Raw genomic sequence first — 21,136 nt, 5'->3', positions numbered from 1 at the left:
GCGCTATAGAACTGATTGCAGAAATTCTTTTGTTCGTTCTTCTGTCGGAGACTGAAATATCTGTTCGGGCGTGCCCTGTTCGCAGATGCGTCCCTTATCGAAGAAACAGACACGATCAGACACTTCGCGTGCAAAGCGCATCTCATGGGTGACGAGCAGCATAGTCAGATCATGTTCTTGCGCGAGACTGCGAATGACCGCCAGAACTTCGCCGACAAGCTGCGGATCGAGTGCCGATGTCGGCTCATCAAAGAGTAGAACACGCGGTCGCATCGCCAATGAACGCGCAATCGCAACACGCTGCTGCTGGCCGCCCGAAAGCTGCGAAGGGTAGTGATCTTTCTTGTCTGTCAGGCCGACAAGAGAGAGAAGGTCGAGCGCGCGTGCCTCTGCTTCGTCCCGCTTCATACCGAGAACATGGATAGGCGCTTCGATGATATTGCGCAGCACAGACATGTGTGGAAACAGATTGAAGCTTTGGAATACCATGCCGACGTGCGATCTTATTTTGCGCAAGTGAGCTTCGCTCGCCTGAAACTGCCCTTTGCCATTCGGCTCGTGATAAGACGTTCCGGCAAGCTCAAGCTTACCTTCCTGAAATGGCTCCAGCGTCATGAGAATGCGGAGCACTGTTGATTTTCCCGATCCTGATGGACCGATCAGCGTTACTTTCTCACCCGTCTTGACCGAGAAATTGAATTGATCCAGCACAGTTAGTGCGCCGAAGCGCTTGGATACGTCCTGAAAGCGGATAATTTCGTGGGTCATTTGAGGGCGATCCCGTTCTTTGGAAGTGTGCGTTCGAGCAGTCGAATGCCTGCCGAGCAGATGAGAGTCAGGATGAGGAAGATCAGGCCGACCATCGATAGCGGCACCAGATATTCGAAGGTACGATCGCCGATCAGATTGGCAAGGTTGAGCATGTCGACGATACTGACTACAGACAGCACCGGCGTCTCTTTGAGCATCGACACAAGATAATTGCCCATGGCCGGTGTGATGCGCGGTACGGCTTGAGGAATGACGATGTCACGATAGGTACGCCATGGTGTAAGATTCAACGCACGTGCGGCTTCCCATTGTCCACGTGGTATGGCCTCGATGCCACCTCGATAGACTTCCGATGTATAGGCTGAATATTGTAGGCCGAGAGCCAATGCACCGGTGAGGAACGCGGGCAGTACGATGCCGTAGACTGGCAGAACGTAGTAGAGGAAAAACAGCTGAACCAGCAGCGGTGTATCACGCAAAAATTCCACAACGACAACTGTCGGCCATGAAATGACTTTGTAAGGGCTGCGCCGCAAAAGTGCGAAGACAAGGCCGAGTATCAGTGCAATTGCGAAGCCTGTGGCTGCGGCCTTGAGGGTTACGGTGAGGCCGATTCCCAGAATTGGCAGAATGGAAATCGCAAAGGATAGCGTGGACGAGGTGTCCCAGGCATAACCGTAAATCATGCGAAGCCTCCTGCCATAGTCTGGCGTTTCAGGCGCCGCTCAAGCCAGCGGATGGCGGAGGCGAGCACCAGGGCCATTGCAAAATAGCCGAGTAGTGTCAGCGAATAGATTGTCACATTGTCGAGCGTCAGATTGCGCAAGCGCTGGGCCTGGAAAGTCAGATCGCTGATCGCGATAAGCGAAGCTAGAGCTGTATCTTTCAGGTTATGAATGGCCAGGTTACCGAAAGCCGGCATCATCTCTACAACCGCTTGTGGCAGAATGACGTGAAACAATGTGTGGCCTCTGCTGAAGTTGAGGGCTCTAGCGGCTTCGTGCTGTGCTTCGGGAACAGACTTCAGCGCGCCGCGAACCACCTCCGCACCATAGGCCCCAATATTAAGGCCAAGCCCCATGATGCCGGTGGTGAGCGGATCGAATGAAATGCCGATCAATGGCAGGGCGTAATAAAGCCAGAACAATTGCACGAGCAGCGAAGTGCCACGGAATATCTCGATATAGATCACCGCAATCGTGGAAAGGATCGGTCCACCCGTGAATCGGGCGATGCCTGCTGCAAATGCCAGCACGGTGCCGATGGCCATCGAACTGAGCGCAAGAATGACGGTGATTTGTGCGCCTTTGAAAAGAGCGGGAAGATACTCCGTCCAGTGCATATGGTCTTCTCCCGGTAGAGATGAGACAAGGCCCGCCGAGCCAATCATTATGGCTCGGCGGGCGACAAAAGTGTTACTTCGCGTCGCAAAGGGTCGTTGTATCAACTGTGCGTGCCGCTTCGACACTCTCTTCGCTTAACCCGTAAGTCATCAGGATTTTGGCGTAGTCATCGGTTTTCTTGAACTCGATGAGTTCCTTGTTAAAGGCCTCAAAGAATTCTTTATCTTCAGGACGGAAGCTGAAAGCGCCAAAACTACGTGCAGCTTTGCCGTCCACAACCGGATCGGCAAATGGATGTGCCTGCTCCAATTCTGGGGAATTCGCAACAAGGTTCGCTACCGTCAATTCGGTTGCCGCATAAGCATCGGCACGGCCAGCCTGTACCGTGGACGGCGCGTCAGCATTGCCCTGAATCATGACAATCTGGGATTCATCAATACCCATGCCATGCAGGAAGTCGATTTGATCCGCACCTGAAACGATCGCAACTTTCAGGGAAGGATCCTTCTTGATGTCTTCATAGGAATGGATGTTTTTTGGATTGCCCTTGGGTACCAGAAGACCTTCACCATAGCTGGAATTGGCTACGGTGAACTGCACCTGTTTGCAGCGGTCGGGAAGAATGTTCTGTTCGGCGGCAACAAACTCAAAGCGTTTGGCCTTCAACCCGGGAATGAGCGAGCCGAATGGCGTGACAGTCCAGTCAACTTCATCAATGCCGAGCTTTTTGAAAATTGCTGCGGCAACATCCGGATCGATGCCTTTGGCCGCACCGCTTGCGTCCATATAGCCATAGGGCATTTCGTTAGCGGTTGCACCGCGCACGAACCCTGCGCTTTTCAGGTCGTCAATTGTGACTGCCTGTGATGGGATTGTTAGGGCTATAAATGCCGCCGCAGAAAGCAGGGCAGAGATCGTATGAAGTTTCAAGCGCATAGTGTTCACTCCTCTTTATGGATGCCGGCTGTTTTGATATCCGGCTTTTCAAACGGTCAATACGGACTGATTTAGGGTGAAGATGGCTCCTTGCTGATCGTAGCAATCACTGAAAGGCAATCTCCCATCTTGATGAGACCCGGAAAATGGCGAGCGGCGAGAATGCCGTCGAGCGCAGCGCGATATTCCTGTGGCGTTCCGCCGGTACGGGCAATCGAATGAACGCGCGCGATGACATCACCTTTTCGCACCTCGGCGCCCAGATCGACGAGTGGTTCCAAAAGCCCATCCGAGTCGGAAAAACCGAAACATTCCTGCGATGGCATATCGAGCCATGTGGTGGGTGAAAGCTCGACGTCACCTTGCAGAATGCCTGCATGGCGCAAAAGGTTGCGAATGCCGCGCTTGGCAATTGTTGCCGACCGTGCCGAAATTGTGCCGCCACCCGAAAGCTCTGTGGTTACAAAGACCTTCCCCGCTTCTTCAGCGGTCGTGTCGTACATGCCTACAGCATCAATCTCGATCATTCGCATCGAAAAGGGTGCGGAGAACGCTTTGACGGCCGCGAAGCAGTGGGCTTCCTGCGCTGCATCGGGCAGGGCATGTGCTGCAGCGTAGGGCAGAAAATCAAGTGTGCGACCGCCTGAGTGGAAGTCCAAGACGATATCGGCTGTGGGCAGCAGATAGCGTGTGAAGTAATCGGCGATTTTTTCCGTCACAGTTCCGTCCGGGCGTCCGGGGAAACTGCGGTTAAGATTGCCTTTGTCTATCGGTGAAGTGCGTGTTCCGGCCATGAAGGCCGGAAAATTCATTGCAGGCACAATGATAACGCGCCCGTTGATTTCAGTCGGTTTCAGATTGACGGCCAGATCGTAGAGTGCAACCGGCCCTTCATATTCGTCGCCGTGATTGCCACCCGTTAGAAGCGCTGTGGGACCATCACCATTACGAATAACGCAGATCGGCACCATTAAAGAGCCCCAAGCGGAATCGTCTCGTGACCATGGCAGCCGCAAGTGACCATGCTGCACGCCGTCTCGATTAAGATCAACAGTCGGCGTGATTGGAGAAGGGCGGGAGGGGGGCGAAGTATGCATCATCGCGACACCTTAATCCTTGACCAGCAGCTTGCGCGGTACATTCGACAAGCACTCGACACCTGTTTCGGTGATGACGATACTCTCGGTGATTTCCAGTCCCATGGTTTCGAGCCACAGCCCTGTCATGAAATGGAAGGTCATGCCCGGTTGCAGTTCAGTACGGTCGCCCGGGCGAAGGCTCATGGTTCGTTCACCCCAATCTGGAGGATAGGACAGACCGATCGAATAGCCTGTTCGATTGTCTTTGATGATCCCGTATTTCTTCAATACGGCAAAGAAACCGTTGGCGATATCTTCGCAGGTATTGCCGGGGCGAGCGGCTGCAAGTCCGGCTTCCATGCCCTCAAGCGTCGCCTTTTCAGCATCAAGGAAAGCCCGTGTCGGCTTGCCGAGGAACACTGTGCGCGACAACGGACAATGATAGCGCTTGTAGCACCCAGCAATCTCGAAGAACGTACCTTCACCGGTTTTCATTGGAAGATCGTTCCACGTGAGATGCGGCGCGGATGCATCCGGGCCGGACGGCAGCAAAGGCACGATTGCCGGATAATCGCCACCAAAGCCATCAACGCCGCGTGTGCCTGCGTCATAGATCTCTGCCACTAGATCGCATTTGCGCATGCCCGGCTCGATCTTGTCAGCAATGCGCTGATGCATGGCTTCCACGATGCGGCCAGCCTTGCGCATATAGTCGATTTCGGTCGCGCTTTTCACTGCGCGCTGCCAATTGACGAGCCCCTGCGCATCTTTGAATCGTGCATTGGGCAGATGCTTCTGCAAAGCGTGGTGTGCAGCAGCCGTGTACCAATAATTATCGAACTCGACGGCTATCGTCTTTTTATCCCAACCTTTTTCCTCAAGAATTGAGGCCAGAAGATCCATAGGATGGCGTTCCAGCGATTGAACGTAATGATCAGGATAGCCGATGATGTTGTCGTGGCCTATCCATGCCGTGCGTTTTGCGCCATTGCCGTCTTGACCCCGACCATACCAGATCGGTTCGCCATCCATCGCCAGCACCACACATTGATGGACATAGAAGGACCATCCGTCATAACCGGTGAGCCAATGCATGTTCGACGGGTCGGTGACGATGATGATATCGACACCTGCCTTCTCCATCGCGCGGCGGGTTTTGGCAACGCGTTGGTCGTATTCCGCGCGGGTGAAGTTGAGTTCCGCACTCATCGGCTGGCTCCTGCTTTTTTGTTGGAATCGATTTTGGCACCTGCGTCCTCAACGCTTGCGCGCTGCGTCGCGAGACGGGCAATGGCTGTGTCCTGAACACCAGTTCCGGTCAGGTCGCAGACCGTGATGGCAGCGGGATCGCGGCGGAATGTTTCGGGCGCAAGGATAATCTGGCCGAGCTCCGGGAAGGTGGTGTCAGAGGTAACGGCCCCTGCGGTGATCGCGTGATGCAACTCGCCGAGCCTGCGTGTCTGTTTCAGACTGTCTGCAACATAGATAATCGAGCGTTCGAAGATTGACGGATCAAGCTCGTTCTTATGTTCCGCATCAGAGCCCATAGCGGTGATATGTTGGCCGGGATCCAGCCAATCGGCCTTGAGGAGCGGCGTTTCAGAAGGGGTCGTTGTGACGATGATATCCGCATCGCGACAGGCCTCGCGTGCATCAGCGATTGCTTTCACCGGAATGCCGAGCTTCGCTGTGAGGTCCTTGGCGGTTTGCTCTGCTTTCAGATGATCGCGTGCCCAAATGTGCGCTTCTTTGATGGGGCGAACAAGCGTCAGCGCTTGCAATTGCAGCCTGGCTTGCATGCCTGCGCCAAAAATCGTGGCTATATTTGCGTCGGTACGGGATAGATGTTTTGCGGCAACTGCGCCAGCTGCGGCCGTGCGCACATCAGTCAGATAGCCATTGTCCAACAGCAGCGCTTCAATCAGTCCGGTCTTGGCTGAAAACTGGATCATCAACCCATTGGTAGATGGCAGGCCGATGGAAGGATTGTTGAAGAAGCCGGGGCTGACTTTGATCGCAAAGCTATCCAATCCAGGAATGTAGGCGGTCTTCACATCGACTTCGCCGCGTTCAACGGGAATATCGAGACGCAGGATTGGCGGCATGCTAACTCCGCCACCTGCGAGCGCCCGAAACGCATCCTCCACACAAGCTACACTTTCGAGATCCAATGATATGATCTGCCGCAAATCGGTTTCGGTCAGAATTCGCATTTCAGCCATCAACCAGCCCTCCGATAGCGGTCTTCCATAATTGCACGGTGCTGTTCGAGATCGATATTCCCGCCTGAAATGATGATGGTCGTTGGACCAGAGGGGGTGCTTTTTCCAGCAAGCAAAGCGGCAATGCCAACAGCCGCAGCGCCCTCAATAATCTCGCCTTCCTGCATGGCTGCATGGCGGATGCCAGCGGCAATGTCTTCCTCGTCAAGCAGGATCACATCATCAAGCAGGGCGCGGCACATGGCGAAGGTCCAGCTATTATCGAGACCAATGCCGCCACCTAGAGAATCTGCCAGCGTATCCAGTTCCTCAACATTTATCGGCTTGCCCGCTTCAAGGCTTGCCTGCATGGCTGCACCCCGTCGCATGGAAATTCCTATCACCCGCGCGTGTGGGCATTTTGCTTTCGCTGCTGCGGCCACTCCGGCAGCAAGGCCGCCCCCGGAAAGCGGAATAAGCACGGTGTTCAATTCTGGTAGGTCGTCGACGATTTCCAACCCCATGGCTCCCTGGCCGGCAATAATGCGCGGATCGTCAAAGGGTGGGATGGCATTCATACCTTCATCGCACGCAAGACGCGTGACTTCATCCATCGCATCATCTTGAGATTTACCGATGATGCGCACATCAGCGCCAAGTTCACGAATGGCCTCGACCTTATTGTGAGGTACAAGCGATGAAAGACAGATAGTGGCCGTCAGTCCCTGTGCGGTTGCGACGTGAGCCAATGCGCGCCCATGATTACCGGTGGAAGCCGTGACAAGCCCGCGTTCGCGTTCGCTCTCGGACAAGCTGAGAACCGCATTCGTTGCGCCGCGCAGTTTAAAACTGCCTGTTGGTTGATGGTTTTCAAGTTTGAGAAAAACCGGAACGCCGCAGCGCTTGCTGAGACTTTCGGAGCGGATCAGCGGCGTTCTTTTGACATGACCGTTCAGCCTGTCTTGCGCTTGCTCTATTTCCTTAAGACCGATCATTTGCGATAAATTTCCCGACATTCGCATCACCGTTCAAAGCGGTATAGCAATAGGGAGAACTGCACGAAGCAAAGCATGTGTTTGCTTCTGGCGAGCAAATTGAGGGCGCAATAAAGCACCATATGCGAAACCGTCAGGCCGCATTCTCGTTCCCCATTTATTTGATTTTGTTCTTGTCTGTATGTGTGAAAGACCAATTACATCATGTCAATAATTATATTGGATCATTACAATCTTGGTTGACGATGACTTTTTATTGGCATGGCCTTGCCTGCGATAGACGACCATGCCAATGAGAATAACTTCGAAGTAAAAAGCTCACTTACATTGGACCGGCATAATGAAATCCGCCTTCAAGCTTGACGCTGTCGATCTTCGCATTCTGGAAGCGGTGCAGCAGAATGCGCGGATCACCAAGCTTGCACTTGCCGAGCAGGTGGGCCTGTCACCGACGCCGTGCTGGCTGCGGCTGCGCAAGCTGGAAGAGGCAGGCATTGTAACGGGTTACCACGCGCGGATTGCCTATCGCAAAATCGCCGCCATCGCGCATGTCATGGTCCAGATAACGCTTGGTAATCACCGTCAGAGCGATTTCGACCGCTTCGAGCGCGCAATTGCAACTATTCCTGAGATTGTCTCGTGCTGGTCGGTTGGTGGGGGTGTCGATTATTTTCTGATGATCATGGCCCGCGATATCGATGGTTACCAGCGTCTGATTGATCGCCTGTTGGATCAAAATATCGGAATTGAGCGCTATTTCACTTACATTGTGACGAAGCTGGTCAAAGACGAGAAGACCGGAGTTGCCTTGTCATTGCTGTCCGACGGTATTGAATAGTCCAAACGCGCTGTTTGACCAGCAAGTTTAGTCCAATGCTTCTGTTGGCTGTCCTGCCTTTGGTCTGAATGTGATCTCATCTTGTGAGATGCTTCTTCCAGAATTGGGAGAAGCGCAATGAATGCCGTTTTGGATCATCCGATACAACATGACGGGCTTAACAGGCTTCGGGACAAACATCTTTTTCGCGAACTTGCTTATATAGACGGGCGCTGGGCTGCGGGAGAAAAGGCAGAGACATTTGCCGTTCTCGACCCGGCAACCGGGCGACGACTGGCACGCGTTGCTAGCCTGGGAGAAGCCCAAACAACACTTGCGATAGATGCCGCTGAAAAGGCCTTTCCTCAATGGCGCAACAAGCTGCCACAGGAACGGGCGGCAATTCTGCGTCGCTGGTATGAGCTTATTCTGGAAAACCGCGAAGACCTGGCATTGCTGATGACGCTCGAGCAGGGCAAGCCGTTGGATGAATCGCGCGGTGAGATCGATTATGGCGCAGCGTTCATCGAATGGTTCGCAGAAGAGGGCAAGCGCCTTAACGGTGAGACCATCACAAGCCATTTGCCCAATGCTGAAATGCTGGTGCGACGAGAAGCACTGGGCGTCGTCGGCCTAGTGACGCCATGGAATTTTCCAAACGCCATGATTACCCGCAAAGCGGCAGCGGCAATAGCCGCAGGCTGTCCGGTGGTGGTGCATCCATCATCGGAGACGCCGCTTTCAGCGCTGGCATTGGCAGAGCTTGCAGAACGTGCGGGGCTTCCGTCCGGTATTTTCAATGTTGTGACAGGTAAGGCAGCGCCCATCGTCGATGTGCTGTGCCGCGATGAACGCGTTCGGGCATTGAGTTTCACCGGCTCCACAGAGATTGGCAAGCTGATTGCATCTAAATGTGCTGCAACGGTAAAACGTCTTGTAATGGAGCTTGGTGGGCACGCGCCTCTGATTGTCTTCAGCGATGCTGATGTCGGCCGCGCAGTTGATGTGGCCATGGCTGCGAAGTTTGCGACTTCGGGACAGGATTGTCTTGCTGCCAACCGCATCTTTGTTCAGCGTGAGATTCTTCCGGCTTTCACCCAGGGTTTTGCTGCGCGCATAAGTAGCCTCAAAACAGGTAACGGTCTTGAAGCGGACGTGGAAATTGGTCCGATGATGCATAGCCGCGCGGTGGAAAAAATAGAGGAACAGGTGCGCGACGCGGAAAAGCGCGGTGCGCGCATCGAAGTTGGCGGCAAGCGCATCGGCGATCATACGCTTTTCTTCCAGCCGACGTTGCTGACCAATGTTTCTGATGATGCATCGATCATGCATGAAGAAACATTTGGTCCCGTCGCTGCAATCTCAGTGTTTGATGATGAAGATGAAGTCATCAGGCGCGCCAATGCCACACAGTATGGTCTTGTTGCCTATGTGGTGACATCGAATGGTGCGCGGCAGCTGCGCATGGGGCGTGCGCTGGAATACGGAATGGTTGCTATCAATCGCGCAAAAATCACCGGTGCGCCGATACCGTTTGGCGGCTGGAAACAATCTGGGCTCGGCCGAGAAGGCTCGCATCAGGGCATCGAAGCCTTCACCGAACTCAAATATCTCTGCATTGATACCGCTGCGTGAAAACGGGGCGACAGGAAAGGAACATAACCATGTTGAACAATAGCAACGAACTCACTGCCTGGGATCGCGATCATTTTTTTCATCCGTCCACGCATATGGGAATGCACGCACGCGGTGAAACGCCTACGCGTGTGCTGGAGGGCGGCGAGGGCGTTTACATTACCGATGTGAATGGTCGTAAGAGCCTGGATGCCTTTGCCGGGCTATATTGTGTCAATGTTGGTTATGGCCGTACAGAAATTGCTGATGCGATTGCCGAACAGGCGCGCAAGCTTGCCTATTATCATGCCTATGTCGGCCACGGCACCGAAGTATCGATTACGCTCGCCAAGATGATCATTGATCGCGCACCTGAACATATGAGCCGCGTATATTTCGGCCTTTCGGGTTCCGATGCAAATGAAACCAACATCAAGCTGATCTGGTACTACAACAATATCCTTGGCCGCCCGGAAAAGAAGAAGATCATTTCGCGCTGGCGCGGCTATCATGGCTCCGGCGTGATGACGGGAAGCATGACTGGTCTTGCAACTTTCCATAATGCGTTTGATCTGCCACGTGCACCGATCCTGCATACGGAATCTCCTTATTATTTCCGCCGTGCGGATAGTTCGATGAGCGAAGAGCAGTTTGCGCAACATTGTGCGGACAAGCTCGAAGAAATGATCCTCGCTGAAGGGCCGGATACAATTGCTGCGTTTATTGGTGAGCCGGTTCTGGGTACGGGCGGTATCGTGCCGCCGCCTGCGGGTTACTGGCAGAAAATTCAGGCGGTTCTTGACCGTTATGACATTCTGCTGGTCGCTGATGAAGTGGTCACGGGCTTTGGTCGTCTGGGCAGTATGTTCGGTTCCGATCACTATGGAATGAAGCCTGATCTGATCACTATCGCCAAGGGACTGACATCGGCCTATGCGCCTCTTTCTGGTTCGATCGTTTCTGATCGCATGTGGCAGGTACTGGTTCAGGGCTCTGATCAGATGGGGCCCATTGGTCATGGCTGGACCTATTCGGCACATCCGATTTGTGCGGCGGCTGGCGTTGCCAATCTTAAGCTCATCGATGAACTCGATCTTGTAAAAAATGCAGGCTCGACCGGCGCTTACTTCCGCAAGGCGCTGCAGGACGCAATTGGCGGTCATAAGCACGTTGGTGAAGTACGCGGAGAAGGATTGATGGCTGCGATTGAGTTCGTTGAAGACCGGGACGACCGCAAGTTCTTCGATCCATCGCTGAAGATTGGCCCGCAGGTTTCAGCCGCACTTCTTGCCAACGGCGTTATCGCTCGCGCCATGCCTGAAGGGGACATTCTCGGTTTTGCTCCGCCTCTTTGCCTGACGCGCGAAGAAGCTGATAAAGTCGTCGATGCCACCAAAAAAGCAATTGCGACTGTATTTGCCTGATCTGATTTTATGTCTGCGATATCAGCCTTTACCATCTTACCGGGTGGTGAAGGCTTTCTTTTAGGGTTCAGAATTGTCGATTCATTGAACCCGTATGTCGATTGGTCCTAAAGCTATTGCTGATTTAAAGAAACACACCAGAAACTACTCGCTGATTTGAACATACTTCGGGGCGGCGAGGAATGACTGTTTTTGATTTGGGACGAGGCAACACTTTTGTCCTTATTCAACACCATCGCGGACAGGCAGGTTCTGTCGAGCTACTAAAACCCAGTATTCAAATTCGAAGGCAATCGTTGAGAGCATCGACAGCGATGTCATGCGTTCTCGCTGCTATTACAACCATAGCCGTTTTTTTTAGCCTTACATATTCGGCTGCGCCAGTTCTAGCGCAGCAAGTTTCTGGTCAAGGGGGCGCTGGCGGACAACATGCAATCAGTCGCCCGCGGGCGGGGGGCTCCGGTGCCGCTGCCATTTCCTATTCAGGTGGTGGCGGCGGTGGCGGTGGTGGAAAAAACTCGACGTCTGCTTCAGAAGGGATTGGTGGACGTGGCGGTAGCGGACCAAAGGCTTGGGGCGGCGGAATAGGTGGTCGCTGGAATGAGCACGGAAACGACGGCACCAAAGGGGCTAATGGTTTAGCAAAGGGCTGGATTTGGGCACCCGGTAACTTCGGTCATGACGGTGGAAGCGGTGGAGGCGGCGGTGGCGGTGGCGTTAAGACCACGCTTGCTTCCAGCGCAATTTATGACATTTCGACCTCTATTGTTGGAGGTAAAGGCGGTGGTGGTGGCAATGGCGCTATAGGAGGGATTGGGTATTCAGCGGCGATTTATCCGTTCTCCGCATATTGGGATGGAACCGGTGGTGGCGGTGGTGCGGGTGGCGGCGGTGGCGGTGGTGGAGCTGCTCTGACTTTTCGTTCTTCGGGCCAAGGACCGATGCCAGCCGGGGAAGTTGCGGCCAATATTTCGGCCAACATTACCGGTGGAGCAGGTGGTGACGGTGGTTACGGTGGTGATGGTGGTGCCGGTGAAACCAAAGCCAGTATGCACAATGCCGTTGGTGGTGATGGCGGTTCGGGAGGCAGTGGCGGAAACGGTGGGGCCGGCATTCTGGCGGACAGTTTCATCTCATCAATCTACCTCACTCCCGGGACTGCTGTTGCGGGCGGTAACGGCGGAAAAGGCGGTAGTGGCGGTTGGGGTGGTAATAGCGATTATGCCAACGACTATAACCTTGGAAATGGCGGGAATGGTGGAGATGGTGGTGTCGGTGGAACGGGTATTGTGCTTGGCGGACCGAACGCGGATCAAAGCCACGTCATTCTGGGCGACGGTGCCAGCGTTAGAGGTGGACAGGGCGGAGAGAAAGGCTTCGAAGGAAACCGTGGATCGGTTTACAAGGGCACAATGTCCCCCAGCAATGGAACGGCTGGTCACCAAGGGAATGGTGGACAGGGCGTCTGGCTGAATTCCGGGAACAGACTTCGCGTTGAGGTGGGGACTGGCGCAGTCATTCAAGGTGGTGATGGAGCCGTTGGCGGCGTTGGTATTGACGGGGCCGCTTCTCAATCGCTCACAAGTGTTGCGGGTACCGTATCGGGCGGGCTTGGCTCGGGTGGAGCACGCGCAGCAGCGGTCTCCATAAATGGCACGAACAACGTGCTTCAGCTTCTCAATGGATTCAAGTTTATCGGTGGCGTTAATTTGGGTGCGGACGCCACGTTATCCTTAGCTGGTGTGGAGAATTCAGCGTTTGATCTTTCGCAGATCGGCGGGCAGTTTCAAGGTTTGAGCCACCTTCTTAAGATCGACCAGAGTACATGGACACTGAGTGGAAAAGCCAATGCACGTTTTAAAGATGTTGGTGTCTCAGGCGGTGTTGTAGCACTTGGCCCCGACCAATCAGAATTGCAATCTGATAATGGCTTTATCGACGGCGGAAAAGTCACTGTAACGGGTAACGGCACTCCCAGCTCTGCAAAATGGGCCGTAGAAAAGTCTCTCGTTGTTGGTAACATTAATACGGGCAGTTTAGAGATATCCAATGGCGGAATCGTAAAGGTCGGCAAAGATTTGGTCATCGGTGGCCAGAACTCAGTTTCAGGCACTGTAAACCTGACTGGTCCGCAATCAAACCTGACTGCGGATGGAATACTGGCCGTTGGCGATTCCGGCCAAGGTACCCTGACCATTACCAATGGTGCCCAAGTCCAGTCCGGAAAAGTGGCAATCGGGCGAAATACGGGTTCGACGGGATCGGTTTTTGTCACTGGAGTAGGTACGAAATGGACTGCGCGTGATATTTATATCAGTGGTGGCAATGCCGATAACGATGGAGGCCGGGGCTCGTTGACCATCGCGGATGGCGCAGTTGTTGGCGCGCCGCGTGGTATGATCAATATTGGCGATAATGGCGCTTATGGTATTCTAAATATAGGCGCTGCAGAAGGCGAAAGCGCTGTTGCCCCAGGCATATTTGTTGGCCGGGATCTGATGCTTTCGCCATTTACCGATGTAGTGTTCAATCATAATGCCAGCGATTACAGCTTCGACGCTTCAATATCTGGCTTTGCGAACCTCAAGTTTCTTTCGGGCAAGACAAAACTGACAGGCGATAGCTCGTTTTTTAACGGTAACGCGACTGTAACCAACAGCACGCTGGACGTAGCTGAAAGAGCAAAACTCAACGGCACATTGACTGTCAACAACGCAGGGCGGCTGGAAGGGTCAGGGCAGGTTGGTACGACCATAATAAATGCAGGTGGTGTCCTTGCTCCAACTGGCACGCGTTCATTGACAATTAATGGTGGGCTTACGTTGAATGGGGGTGGCTCCATTTTTCCCAGCGACGGGGCTTCACTTATTGTCAACGGCAAGGCTACGTTCAACAGTGGCGGGCTTTATACGTATAGTCTTGCTACGGGCGGTTCTGGTACGACGGCAGCGACCATTGTGAATGGTGACGTTGCGCTTAATGGAACGATGTTGAACGTAACGGGCTCACCTTCAATCGGCTATCATCGTATCATCTCATATACGGGTAATCTGACACAGACGAATGGCGGTCTGAATGTTGGCCAAACTCCCGATACGACTCCGTTCGGCTTCAACTATATGGTTGATACGACGCAGGCGCGGGCTGTTGATCTTCTCGTCAGTCCTCAAGGCTTAAATATCCTTCAGCAATGGGATGGTGGCGCGCCGGGTAGCAACAATCAGAATGGCGTATGGAATAACACGAACCAGAATTGGTTAAACCCTGTCGGCGGAACCGCTAACACTACATGGGGTCATGGCTACGCTATTTTCCGTGGGTTGGGTGGTACAGTTACAATTGATAGTGCGCAGTCAGCTGTTGGATTGCAGTTTGCTGGCGGAAATTTCAGAATTGAAGGTAACTCCGGTGCGACGCTAAATCTGACTGGCTATAGTGGTTCTGGTATTGATATAGATGTCCCTGAAATACGTGTCCTTAATAACGAGGGAGCCCTGATAAGTGCCTCAATCAGCGGCACCTCGGGTTTTGAAAAGACCGGAGATGGGTTGCTGGTTCTGTGGGGAGATAACACTTACTCCGGTAACACCTATCTCAGTGGCGGCATTCTTCAGATCGCGTCAATGCAAAATCTGGGTTCTGCAAGCAACACGCTGAATATCAACAATGCCACTTTGAGAACCGCTGATAGTTTCGATCTGACACAGGCCGTAACTCTGGGCGGCGTGTCGACGATCAATGTTCTTTTTGATCAGGAGATGAAACTTACCGGCGGTGTTTCCGGTGATGGTATGCTGTTCAAGGATGGTGGCGGCACACTGTTGCTCAGCGGATCTAATAGCTGGTCGGGCGGCACCTGGGTAAATGAAGGCACACTACGCCTCGAAGCGAATAATTCTTCGGCGATAGCCCATAACTCCGATTATGTTCTTACAGGCGGAATTCTTGATCTCAACGGCAATAACCTGCAAATGCGTTCTTTGATCGGAACTAGTGGTGAAATATCGATTGATGGAGCGACGCTTACAATTGCGCAGGGCGCCGATACGATTTATGCTGGCACAATAACTGGCAATAATTTCAACAGTAATTTGGTTAAAACAGGCAGCGGGATGCTCGTGCTTTCCGGCGCCAATAGCTATTGGGGAAACACCACCATCAATGGTGGATCACTGGCTATTTTTGATGCGGCAAATCTCGGGATCAATTCAAGTGCTGGAGCGCTTGAAATTCGCAATGCGGCGCTTTTGACGCTCGGCGATATTGATCTCAATCATCGTGTTAATCTGATTGGAACAGGAACAATCAATACGTTGTTTGGAACGACGCTTGAGTTGAGCGGCGCAATTTCTGGACCAGCGGGAGCATTGTATAAGGACGGTGCTGGACGGCTCATTATTTCCGGAAATGGTACCTATGCTGGTGGTACGAAGATTGCGGGTGGCATTCTACAGATAGGTGATGGCGGAACGACTGGCTCAATTACTGGTAACATTAGCAATGACAGTTTGCTGGCGTTCAACCGCTCAGATACTTTTAGTTATGACGGTTCCATATCCGGTGCCGGTGCATTGCTTCAGGCCGGCACCGGAACGACTGTTTTGACTGGCAATCACAGCTATACCGGCAATACATTCATCACAGATGGCACATTGCAGATCGGGAATGGCGGTGCAGCGGGATCGATTGGCGGTTACGTCCTCAACAACGGTAAGCTCGCATTCAATCGCAGCGATGACTATACCTTTTCAGGTTTGATCATTGGTACGGGCGCGCTGGTAAAGGCCGGTTCTGGCACGCTTATTCTGGATGCTGACAACTATTATACGAGCGGGACCAACATCGAGAACGGCACACTCCAGATCGGCAATGGCGGCACATCAGGCTGGATCACAGGCAATGTTGCCAACAATGGAACACTGGCCTTTAATCGCTCGGACACGTTTGAATTTTCAGGCAAGATCAGCGGATCAGGCGGCTTTCAGCAGAAGGGTGGGGGCGCTGTTATTCTGACGGGCGACAGCAGCTATACGGGTGCCACCGATGTTTTGTCGGGACGGCTTGCAGTCAACGGTTCAATCGGCTCTTCGATGTTCACAACGGTCTACGAAGGCGCAGAGCTTGGCGGCGCCGGTATCGTGGGGCAGACATTCATTAATGGCGGCACGCTGGCGCCGGGCAATTCCATCGGCACGCTCAATGTAGCTGGAGATTTGCGATTCACAGCATCATCCCTCTATGAGGTCGAAGTTTCTCCTTCAGGTTCTGACCGCGTGAATGTTGCTGGGCAGGCTGATTTGGGCGGTGCCACAGTCCATGCGTCTTTTGATCCCGGCGCCTATGTGATGAAGCGCTATAACATTCTCAATGCACGGGACGGCTTGGCTGGGAGTGCATTCGGCGAAGAGGTGACGACAAATCTACCAGAGAATTTCGTCTCACTCTTGCGGTACGACGCCAGTAACGCCTTCCTTGATCTTGAAATGAATATTGGTGGCTTGAATGTGAACCAGCAGAATGTGTCTGCAGCGCTGGTCGGCTACTTCGACGAGAATGGTCAAATCCCATTTGCTTTCGGTGCATTGGATGCCGATGGTTTGGCTGCTGCTTCAGGCGAATTAGCAACGGCGGCACAACAAACGACCATCGATGCCATGAGCCAGTTCATGAACATGCTCGCGGATCCTTTGATTATAGGCCAGGCAGGACGTATCACACAAGCGCCAGCATCCGACACAGGCTTGTTTGAGAACCGCTGGAGCGTATGGGGCGCAGGCTACGGCAGCTCGCGCACAACAGATGGCGATACGATTATTGGATCACATGACGCGCGTGGACGTGTTTATGGCGTTGCTGTCGGCGCGGACTATCACGCATCGACCGATACAATTCTTGGCTTTGCCGTTGCCGGTGGCGGCACCAAGTTCGGGCTCGCTGATGGTATGGGCAATGGTGAATCCGATCTGTTTCAGGCGGGTATCTATGGCAGGCAAAATGTGGGCAATGCCTATATTACTGGCGCGCTTGCTTATGGTTGGCAGAGTATCGATACTGAACGCACGGTGTCGTTTTACGAAACTGATCAACTCAATGGCAGCTATCGGGCAAATTCCTGGTCGGGGCGGCTTGAGGCGGGCTATCGTTTTGAAACGCCTTGGCTGGGTGTAACGCCTTATGCAGCAGGGCAGTTTGTAAGCTTTGATCTGCCATCCTATTCGGAAAAAGCCTATGCGGGCAGCGACACTTATGCGCTCAGCTATGCATCACAGCACGAAACTGTGGGGCGTAGCGAATTAGGCTTTAGTCTCGACAAATCTCTGACACTCTCGGACGGCGTATTCACGACGCGCGGACGCCTTGCCTGGGCTCGCAACATCAACAATGACCGCAGTGTCTTTGCCGCCATTAATGCATTGCCGGGAGCGGGCTTTATCGTCAATGGCGCATCGCAACCGAAGGACGTTGGCCTGGCCAGCGTCTCGGCTGAGATGAACTGGAACCATGGCCTGTCGCTGGGTGCTGCTTTTGACGCTGAGTTTTCTGGCGCTAGCACCAGTTACGCTGGTAAGGGCGTGCTGCGCTACAAATGGTAAAATGAAAGCTTGGGCTATCGTGGCCCAAGCTCAGCAGCAAGTTCATGAACGCTCGCCCGAATGTCATTGAACATTCCGAAATTTACGCGGTTGGCGACGACGAAGATTCCAAGCTTGCGATTGGGTGAGAGAACCACATAGGTCATAAAACCACCAAGGCCGCCGCTTTTGCCAAGAAGCATTGGAACGCCGTTGCGCGGCATGGTTACAACCCAGCCCAATCCCATGCCTTCACCCCCCGTTACTTCTGTGCCGACGATACGCTCAAGGCCGTCATAGGGAAGCCACATCGTATGATCCAGGGTATGTGCTTCTTGTGTTGAGGCCGTTGAAGTGAGATGCCATTGCATCCACTTCACCATGTCGTCGGCCGTCGAATACACGCCGGCACTGGCGTACATAATGTCTGGAACGACATTATTCGGGTCGTTCTTGTTGAATGGATCAAGCCCGGTCATCAGTCGTTTTTTCTGCTCATCGCTCAGTGTCGTGGTAGTATCGTTCATCCCGGCAGGTTCAAATACACGGCTCTTTAAGAGCTCGGCAAAGCTGCTTTTGCCGGCCTTGGCAAGCGCATCGCCCATCAGTCCGTAACCGAAGTTTGAATAAAGCGTGGTGGTGCCGGGCGCATAGGCTGGAGCGTTTGATCCGATCCACTTCCAGTAATAATCGCGATCAAAGGCATTGAAGGGATTGTCCGACGGTTTCACATTGGGATCGGGAAGTTCGCGTGGTAAGCCTGCCGAATGGGTTGCGAGATCGAGAAGGCTAATCGGTCTGCCTGTTTGCTTAACGCTAACACCGTCAGGCGCATAGCGTTCAAGCGGATCTGTCAGGTTCACTATGCCTTCCGCCGCCAGAGAGGTGAGGACATCGGTTGCAAAGACCTTGGAGATCGAGCCGAGGCGGAAAATTGATTTGCTGTTCGGTTCGGTGTCGTTACCGGGCACTGTTTCTCCAAAGCCCTGCACGACACTTTCATCACCACGGACGACGGCAATTGTCAGGGCTGGCGCACCAGAACTCAGGAACAATGCCATGCCGGTCATGGAGACAGCATCTTTTAAAGCCAGATCTTCTGCGCTTGCTTGTTGCGCCATCACCAAAGTCGGACTGCTGGCTATCAACAAGGCGCAGATGAAATTTGTGGGGCGATATTCAGGCGAATGGCTCGAACGCATGTTGATCCCTCAGTGCTTGATTTGGCGCGATTGTTATGTTGCCGAGAGCATTGAGAACAAGCCTTACACTGAGCAATAGCAGAAGGATGAATCAACCAGCCGGTTGGATGAATGAACATGGGGTTTGGCTTGCTGGAAGTTGGACTGTCTTACACACCCAATCTTTCGCGCAAGGGTTTGCGATAGACGCGGGAAACCGGCCAGGACTGCTGTATGGCGCGCATCTTAATAAGCCATTTGTCCGGCTTGCTTCGATCCACATCGGAAACATGCAAAGCATTCACGAACGCTGTACGATGGACGCGGAAAAAATAACTTTCCGGTAAAATGCTTATCCAGATGCCGAGCGGCCGTGAATCAAGCAGCATCGAGCCGTCATTCAGCCAGATCTCGCTATAATTTCCTGCTGAACGCACACCGACGATTGTCTCGGGTACTACGCCACGTACGACGCCGCGTTTGCGCAGATAGACGACCGGTTCAGTCTCTTCTTCTGGGTTGATGGTTATATGATTGTTGTTGCTGCCATATTGGGCTTGAGCGATCAGGTTGGCGCATTGAAACATCGCTTTGATTTCGGCACCGGACCACTGGTGATATTCGCGCGTTGTGTCGAAACCGATGATACCACGCAACCGTTCACCGTAGAACATCGGGATGCTCAGGATGCTTTTATTGCCCTGACGGACGAACTCGACCTGTATCGCACGAGCAGCGCGAGGCAGGCTATGCACATTGTTTACCGCTACGGCTTTTCCCGCAATCAAGTACCGATGCAGCCAGCCGATAAGCGTCGTTGGGGCTTCCTGCAATTCTTCAAGGAAGGAAGTCGTTCCGCCTTGGCACCATTCATATGTATTGCGAAAGCGAAGTAGGTCTTGGCCGTATTCAATTATCCATGCGCGGTCTGAGTTGGATGCATTGCCGACAAAATCAAGATAATTGGAAATGCCAGTATTGAGCGGATGCTTGAGTAAATCCATTGCGCAAACATACGGCCAGTCCATTGACGGCTCATCTGCGCAATCCTGTTCAGAACAAATCTGATAGGCTTCAACGATACGGTCCAAACCCCACTCCGAGTTTGTCTCAATTGGCTTTAGGTTGGATTTTACTAGCAGGTCTGGCCGGAACATTTCGGTATCTTGACCAAAATGCAAGTTAAAGAATTGGTTTCATATTATCCATTTCTGATGCCGAAGCACCAGAAAATAATGCGAGAAACTGCAGGTTTTTGCTGAAATTTAATCGAAAAGCGTGGGTTTCACGCCCGATCGAATATTTAGGACGGGATTTCTCATATTATCTCTTGCGATACCATTATTTAATGTAATAACATTACATACGGAGATGATTTCCCGATCCATTCCGATCAATAAAAGCGCTGGAATCTATGACTGATGCATGTCTGACTTTTCGTGACCTGACGCTTGGCTATCACAGCCATCCGGCGGTCCATCATCTCAGTGGTGCTGTTCGCGCCGGTTCGCTGACGGCGGTTGTTGGTTTAAATGGTTCGGGCAAATCGACATTGATGAAAGGCATTGCGGGAATTTTGCGCCCTATGTCGGGTGCATGCATTGCGAATAAGACGCAAAGCCTCGCCTACTTGCCCCAGCAATCGGAACTGGACCGTTCTTTTCCAGCGCGTGTCATTGATCTTGTCGGCTTGGGGCTGTGGCCAAGACGTGGATTGTTGGGTCGGCACAATGCCGGTGATCGGCAAACGCTGACTGATGCCCTCATAGCCGTTGGGTTGGAAGGTTTTGAGAAGCGTCCCCTCGATAGCCTGTCGGGCGGACAACTCCAGCGCACTTTATTTGCGCGCGTGATTGTTCAGAATGCAAATCTGATCCTGCTTGATGAACCGTTCAATGCGGTGGATGAGAAGACTGTTGTCGACCTGATTGGACTGATCAAGGACTGGCACGGCGAGAAGCGCACAGTGATGGTTGTTGCGCACGATCTTGATCTCGTCAGGGAACACTTTCCGGAAGCATTGTTGCTGGCGCGTCGTGCGGTTGCCTGGGGCAGCGTTAATAATGTGCTCACATCCAAGAATCTAGCACGTGCTCGGCACTTCCATGAAGCTTGGGATGAAGCAGCGCCCTGGTGCGAGACGGGACATAGTCTTCAGCATCCATCTGCAATTTTGCCAGCATTCGGTAAGGATGCCGCATGA

15 protein-coding genes are annotated in these 21,136 nt (G+C 53.1%); 5 read left to right on the top strand and 10 right to left on the bottom strand.

Annotated elements, in window-relative coordinates; all coding sequences use genetic code 11:
* Positions 1-3: 3 nt before the first annotated feature.
* The 8 genes from ehuA to eutB all read right to left on the bottom strand — a co-directional run bounded on the left by ehuA (position 4) and on the right by eutB (position 7,325).
* Positions 4-768, bottom strand: coding sequence for an ectoine/hydroxyectoine ABC transporter ATP-binding protein EhuA (gene ehuA, locus OIV19_RS09500; protein ID WP_264231441.1), 765 nt, complete (start codon positions 766-768; stop codon positions 4-6).
* Entirely contained in the window at positions 765-1,457 is a 693-nt protein-coding gene (gene ehuD / locus OIV19_RS09495; protein WP_264231440.1) for an ectoine/hydroxyectoine ABC transporter permease subunit EhuD, read from the bottom strand. The genes ehuA and ehuD overlap by 4 nt, the downstream gene beginning before the upstream one ends.
* On the bottom strand, positions 1,454-2,113 hold the full coding sequence (gene ehuC, locus OIV19_RS09490; protein ID WP_264231439.1) for an ectoine/hydroxyectoine ABC transporter permease subunit EhuC: 660 nt from the start codon (positions 2,111-2,113) through the stop codon (positions 1,454-1,456). The genes ehuD and ehuC overlap by 4 nt, the downstream gene beginning before the upstream one ends.
* A 73-nt stretch (positions 2,114-2,186) precedes the next feature.
* Positions 2,187-3,050 carry an ectoine/hydroxyectoine ABC transporter substrate-binding protein EhuB gene (gene ehuB / locus OIV19_RS09485; RefSeq protein WP_264231438.1) on the bottom strand — a complete coding sequence of 288 codons (864 nt, stop codon included), beginning with the start codon at positions 3,048-3,050 and terminating at the stop codon, positions 2,187-2,189.
* Between the two features lie 71 nt (positions 3,051-3,121).
* Positions 3,122-4,150 carry a N(2)-acetyl-L-2,4-diaminobutanoate deacetylase DoeB gene (doeB, locus tag OIV19_RS09480; RefSeq protein WP_264231437.1) on the bottom strand — a complete coding sequence of 343 codons (1,029 nt, stop codon included), beginning with the start codon at positions 4,148-4,150 and terminating at the stop codon, positions 3,122-3,124.
* Positions 4,151-4,159: 9 nt separating this feature from the next.
* Positions 4,160-5,338, bottom strand: coding sequence for an ectoine hydrolase DoeA (gene doeA, locus OIV19_RS09475; RefSeq protein ID WP_264231436.1), 1,179 nt, complete (start codon positions 5,336-5,338; stop codon positions 4,160-4,162).
* Positions 5,335-6,351: a cyclodeaminase gene (locus OIV19_RS09470; RefSeq protein ID WP_264231435.1), complete on the bottom strand. Its 1,017-nt coding sequence runs from the start codon at positions 6,349-6,351 to the stop codon at positions 5,335-5,337. Before OIV19_RS09470 ends, doeA begins: the two co-directional genes overlap by 4 nt.
* Positions 6,351-7,325: a hydroxyectoine utilization dehydratase EutB gene (gene eutB / locus OIV19_RS09465; protein ID WP_264231434.1), complete on the bottom strand. Its 975-nt coding sequence runs from the start codon at positions 7,323-7,325 to the stop codon at positions 6,351-6,353. The genes OIV19_RS09470 and eutB overlap by 1 nt, the downstream gene beginning before the upstream one ends.
* A 340-nt stretch (positions 7,326-7,665) precedes the next feature.
* Here eutB and OIV19_RS09460 point away from each other — a divergent pair, with 340 nt between their 5' ends.
* The 4 genes from OIV19_RS09460 (at position 7,666) to OIV19_RS09445 (ending at position 17,773) form a co-directional block, all read left to right on the top strand.
* Positions 7,666-8,163, top strand: coding sequence for an Lrp/AsnC family transcriptional regulator (locus tag OIV19_RS09460; protein WP_264231433.1), 498 nt, complete (start codon positions 7,666-7,668; stop codon positions 8,161-8,163).
* A gap of 117 nt (positions 8,164-8,280) precedes the next feature.
* Complete coding sequence (locus OIV19_RS09455; protein ID WP_264231432.1) at positions 8,281-9,777, top strand: NAD-dependent succinate-semialdehyde dehydrogenase; 1,497 nt, start codon at positions 8,281-8,283, stop codon at positions 9,775-9,777.
* Between the two features lie 29 nt (positions 9,778-9,806).
* Complete coding sequence (locus tag OIV19_RS09450) at positions 9,807-11,180, top strand: aspartate aminotransferase family protein (protein ID WP_264231431.1); 1,374 nt, start codon at positions 9,807-9,809, stop codon at positions 11,178-11,180.
* Between the two features lie 296 nt (positions 11,181-11,476).
* The gene (locus OIV19_RS09445) at positions 11,477-17,773 is read left to right on the top strand and encodes an autotransporter-associated beta strand repeat-containing protein (RefSeq protein ID WP_264231430.1); all 6,297 of its coding nucleotides are present in this window, start codon (positions 11,477-11,479) and stop codon (positions 17,771-17,773) included.
* A gap of 14 nt (positions 17,774-17,787) precedes the next feature.
* Here OIV19_RS09445 and ampH read toward each other — a convergent pair whose 3' ends face one another.
* Positions 17,788-18,954: a D-alanyl-D-alanine-carboxypeptidase/endopeptidase AmpH gene (gene ampH / locus OIV19_RS09440; protein ID WP_264231429.1), complete on the bottom strand. Its 1,167-nt coding sequence runs from the start codon at positions 18,952-18,954 to the stop codon at positions 17,788-17,790.
* Between the two features lie 149 nt (positions 18,955-19,103).
* Entirely contained in the window at positions 19,104-20,024 is a 921-nt protein-coding gene (locus tag OIV19_RS09435) for a GAF domain-containing DNA-binding protein (RefSeq protein WP_264231428.1), read from the bottom strand.
* A gap of 323 nt (positions 20,025-20,347) precedes the next feature.
* On the opposite strand from OIV19_RS09435, the gene aztA reads away from it, so the two are divergent.
* A complete protein-coding gene (gene aztA, locus OIV19_RS09430) occupies positions 20,348-21,136 on the top strand; it encodes a zinc ABC transporter ATP-binding protein AztA (protein ID WP_264231427.1) in 789 nt (262 codons plus the stop codon).

Source organism: Brucella sp. HL-2 (genome assembly GCF_025846885.2).
GTDB classification, from domain to species: Bacteria; Pseudomonadota; Alphaproteobacteria; order Rhizobiales; family Rhizobiaceae; genus Brucella; species Brucella quorumnocens.
The sequence above is the reverse complement of the archived record's forward strand: the minus strand, read 5'-3'. Positions and strand labels throughout refer to the sequence as shown.

What these genes read in the sequence shown, in the direction of transcription:
- ehuA (WP_264231441.1), bottom strand. Translation starts at nt 768, where the DNA reads ATGACCCACGAAATTATCCGCTTTCAGGACGTATCCAAGCGCTTCGGC.
- ehuD (WP_264231440.1), bottom strand. Translation starts at nt 1,457, where the DNA reads ATGATTTACGGTTATGCCTGGGACACCTCGTCCACGCTATCCTTTGCG.
- ehuC (WP_264231439.1), bottom strand. Translation starts at nt 2,113, where the DNA reads ATGCACTGGACGGAGTATCTTCCCGCTCTTTTCAAAGGCGCACAAATC.
- ehuB (WP_264231438.1), bottom strand. Translation starts at nt 3,050, where the DNA reads ATGCGCTTGAAACTTCATACGATCTCTGCCCTGCTTTCTGCGGCGGCA.
- doeB (WP_264231437.1), bottom strand. Translation starts at nt 4,150, where the DNA reads ATGATGCATACTTCGCCCCCCTCCCGCCCTTCTCCAATCACGCCGACT.
- doeA (WP_264231436.1), bottom strand. Translation starts at nt 5,338, where the DNA reads ATGAGTGCGGAACTCAACTTCACCCGCGCGGAATACGACCAACGCGTT.
- OIV19_RS09470 (WP_264231435.1), bottom strand. Translation starts at nt 6,351, where the DNA reads ATGGCTGAAATGCGAATTCTGACCGAAACCGATTTGCGGCAGATCATA.
- eutB (WP_264231434.1), bottom strand. Translation starts at nt 7,325, where the DNA reads ATGATCGGTCTTAAGGAAATAGAGCAAGCGCAAGACAGGCTGAACGGT.
- OIV19_RS09460 (WP_264231433.1), top strand. Translation starts at nt 7,666, where the DNA reads ATGAAATCCGCCTTCAAGCTTGACGCTGTCGATCTTCGCATTCTGGAA.
- OIV19_RS09455 (WP_264231432.1), top strand. Translation starts at nt 8,281, where the DNA reads ATGAATGCCGTTTTGGATCATCCGATACAACATGACGGGCTTAACAGG.
- OIV19_RS09450 (WP_264231431.1), top strand. Translation starts at nt 9,807, where the DNA reads ATGTTGAACAATAGCAACGAACTCACTGCCTGGGATCGCGATCATTTT.
- ampH (WP_264231429.1), bottom strand. Translation starts at nt 18,954, where the DNA reads ATGCGTTCGAGCCATTCGCCTGAATATCGCCCCACAAATTTCATCTGC.
- aztA (WP_264231427.1), top strand. Translation starts at nt 20,348, where the DNA reads ATGACTGATGCATGTCTGACTTTTCGTGACCTGACGCTTGGCTATCAC.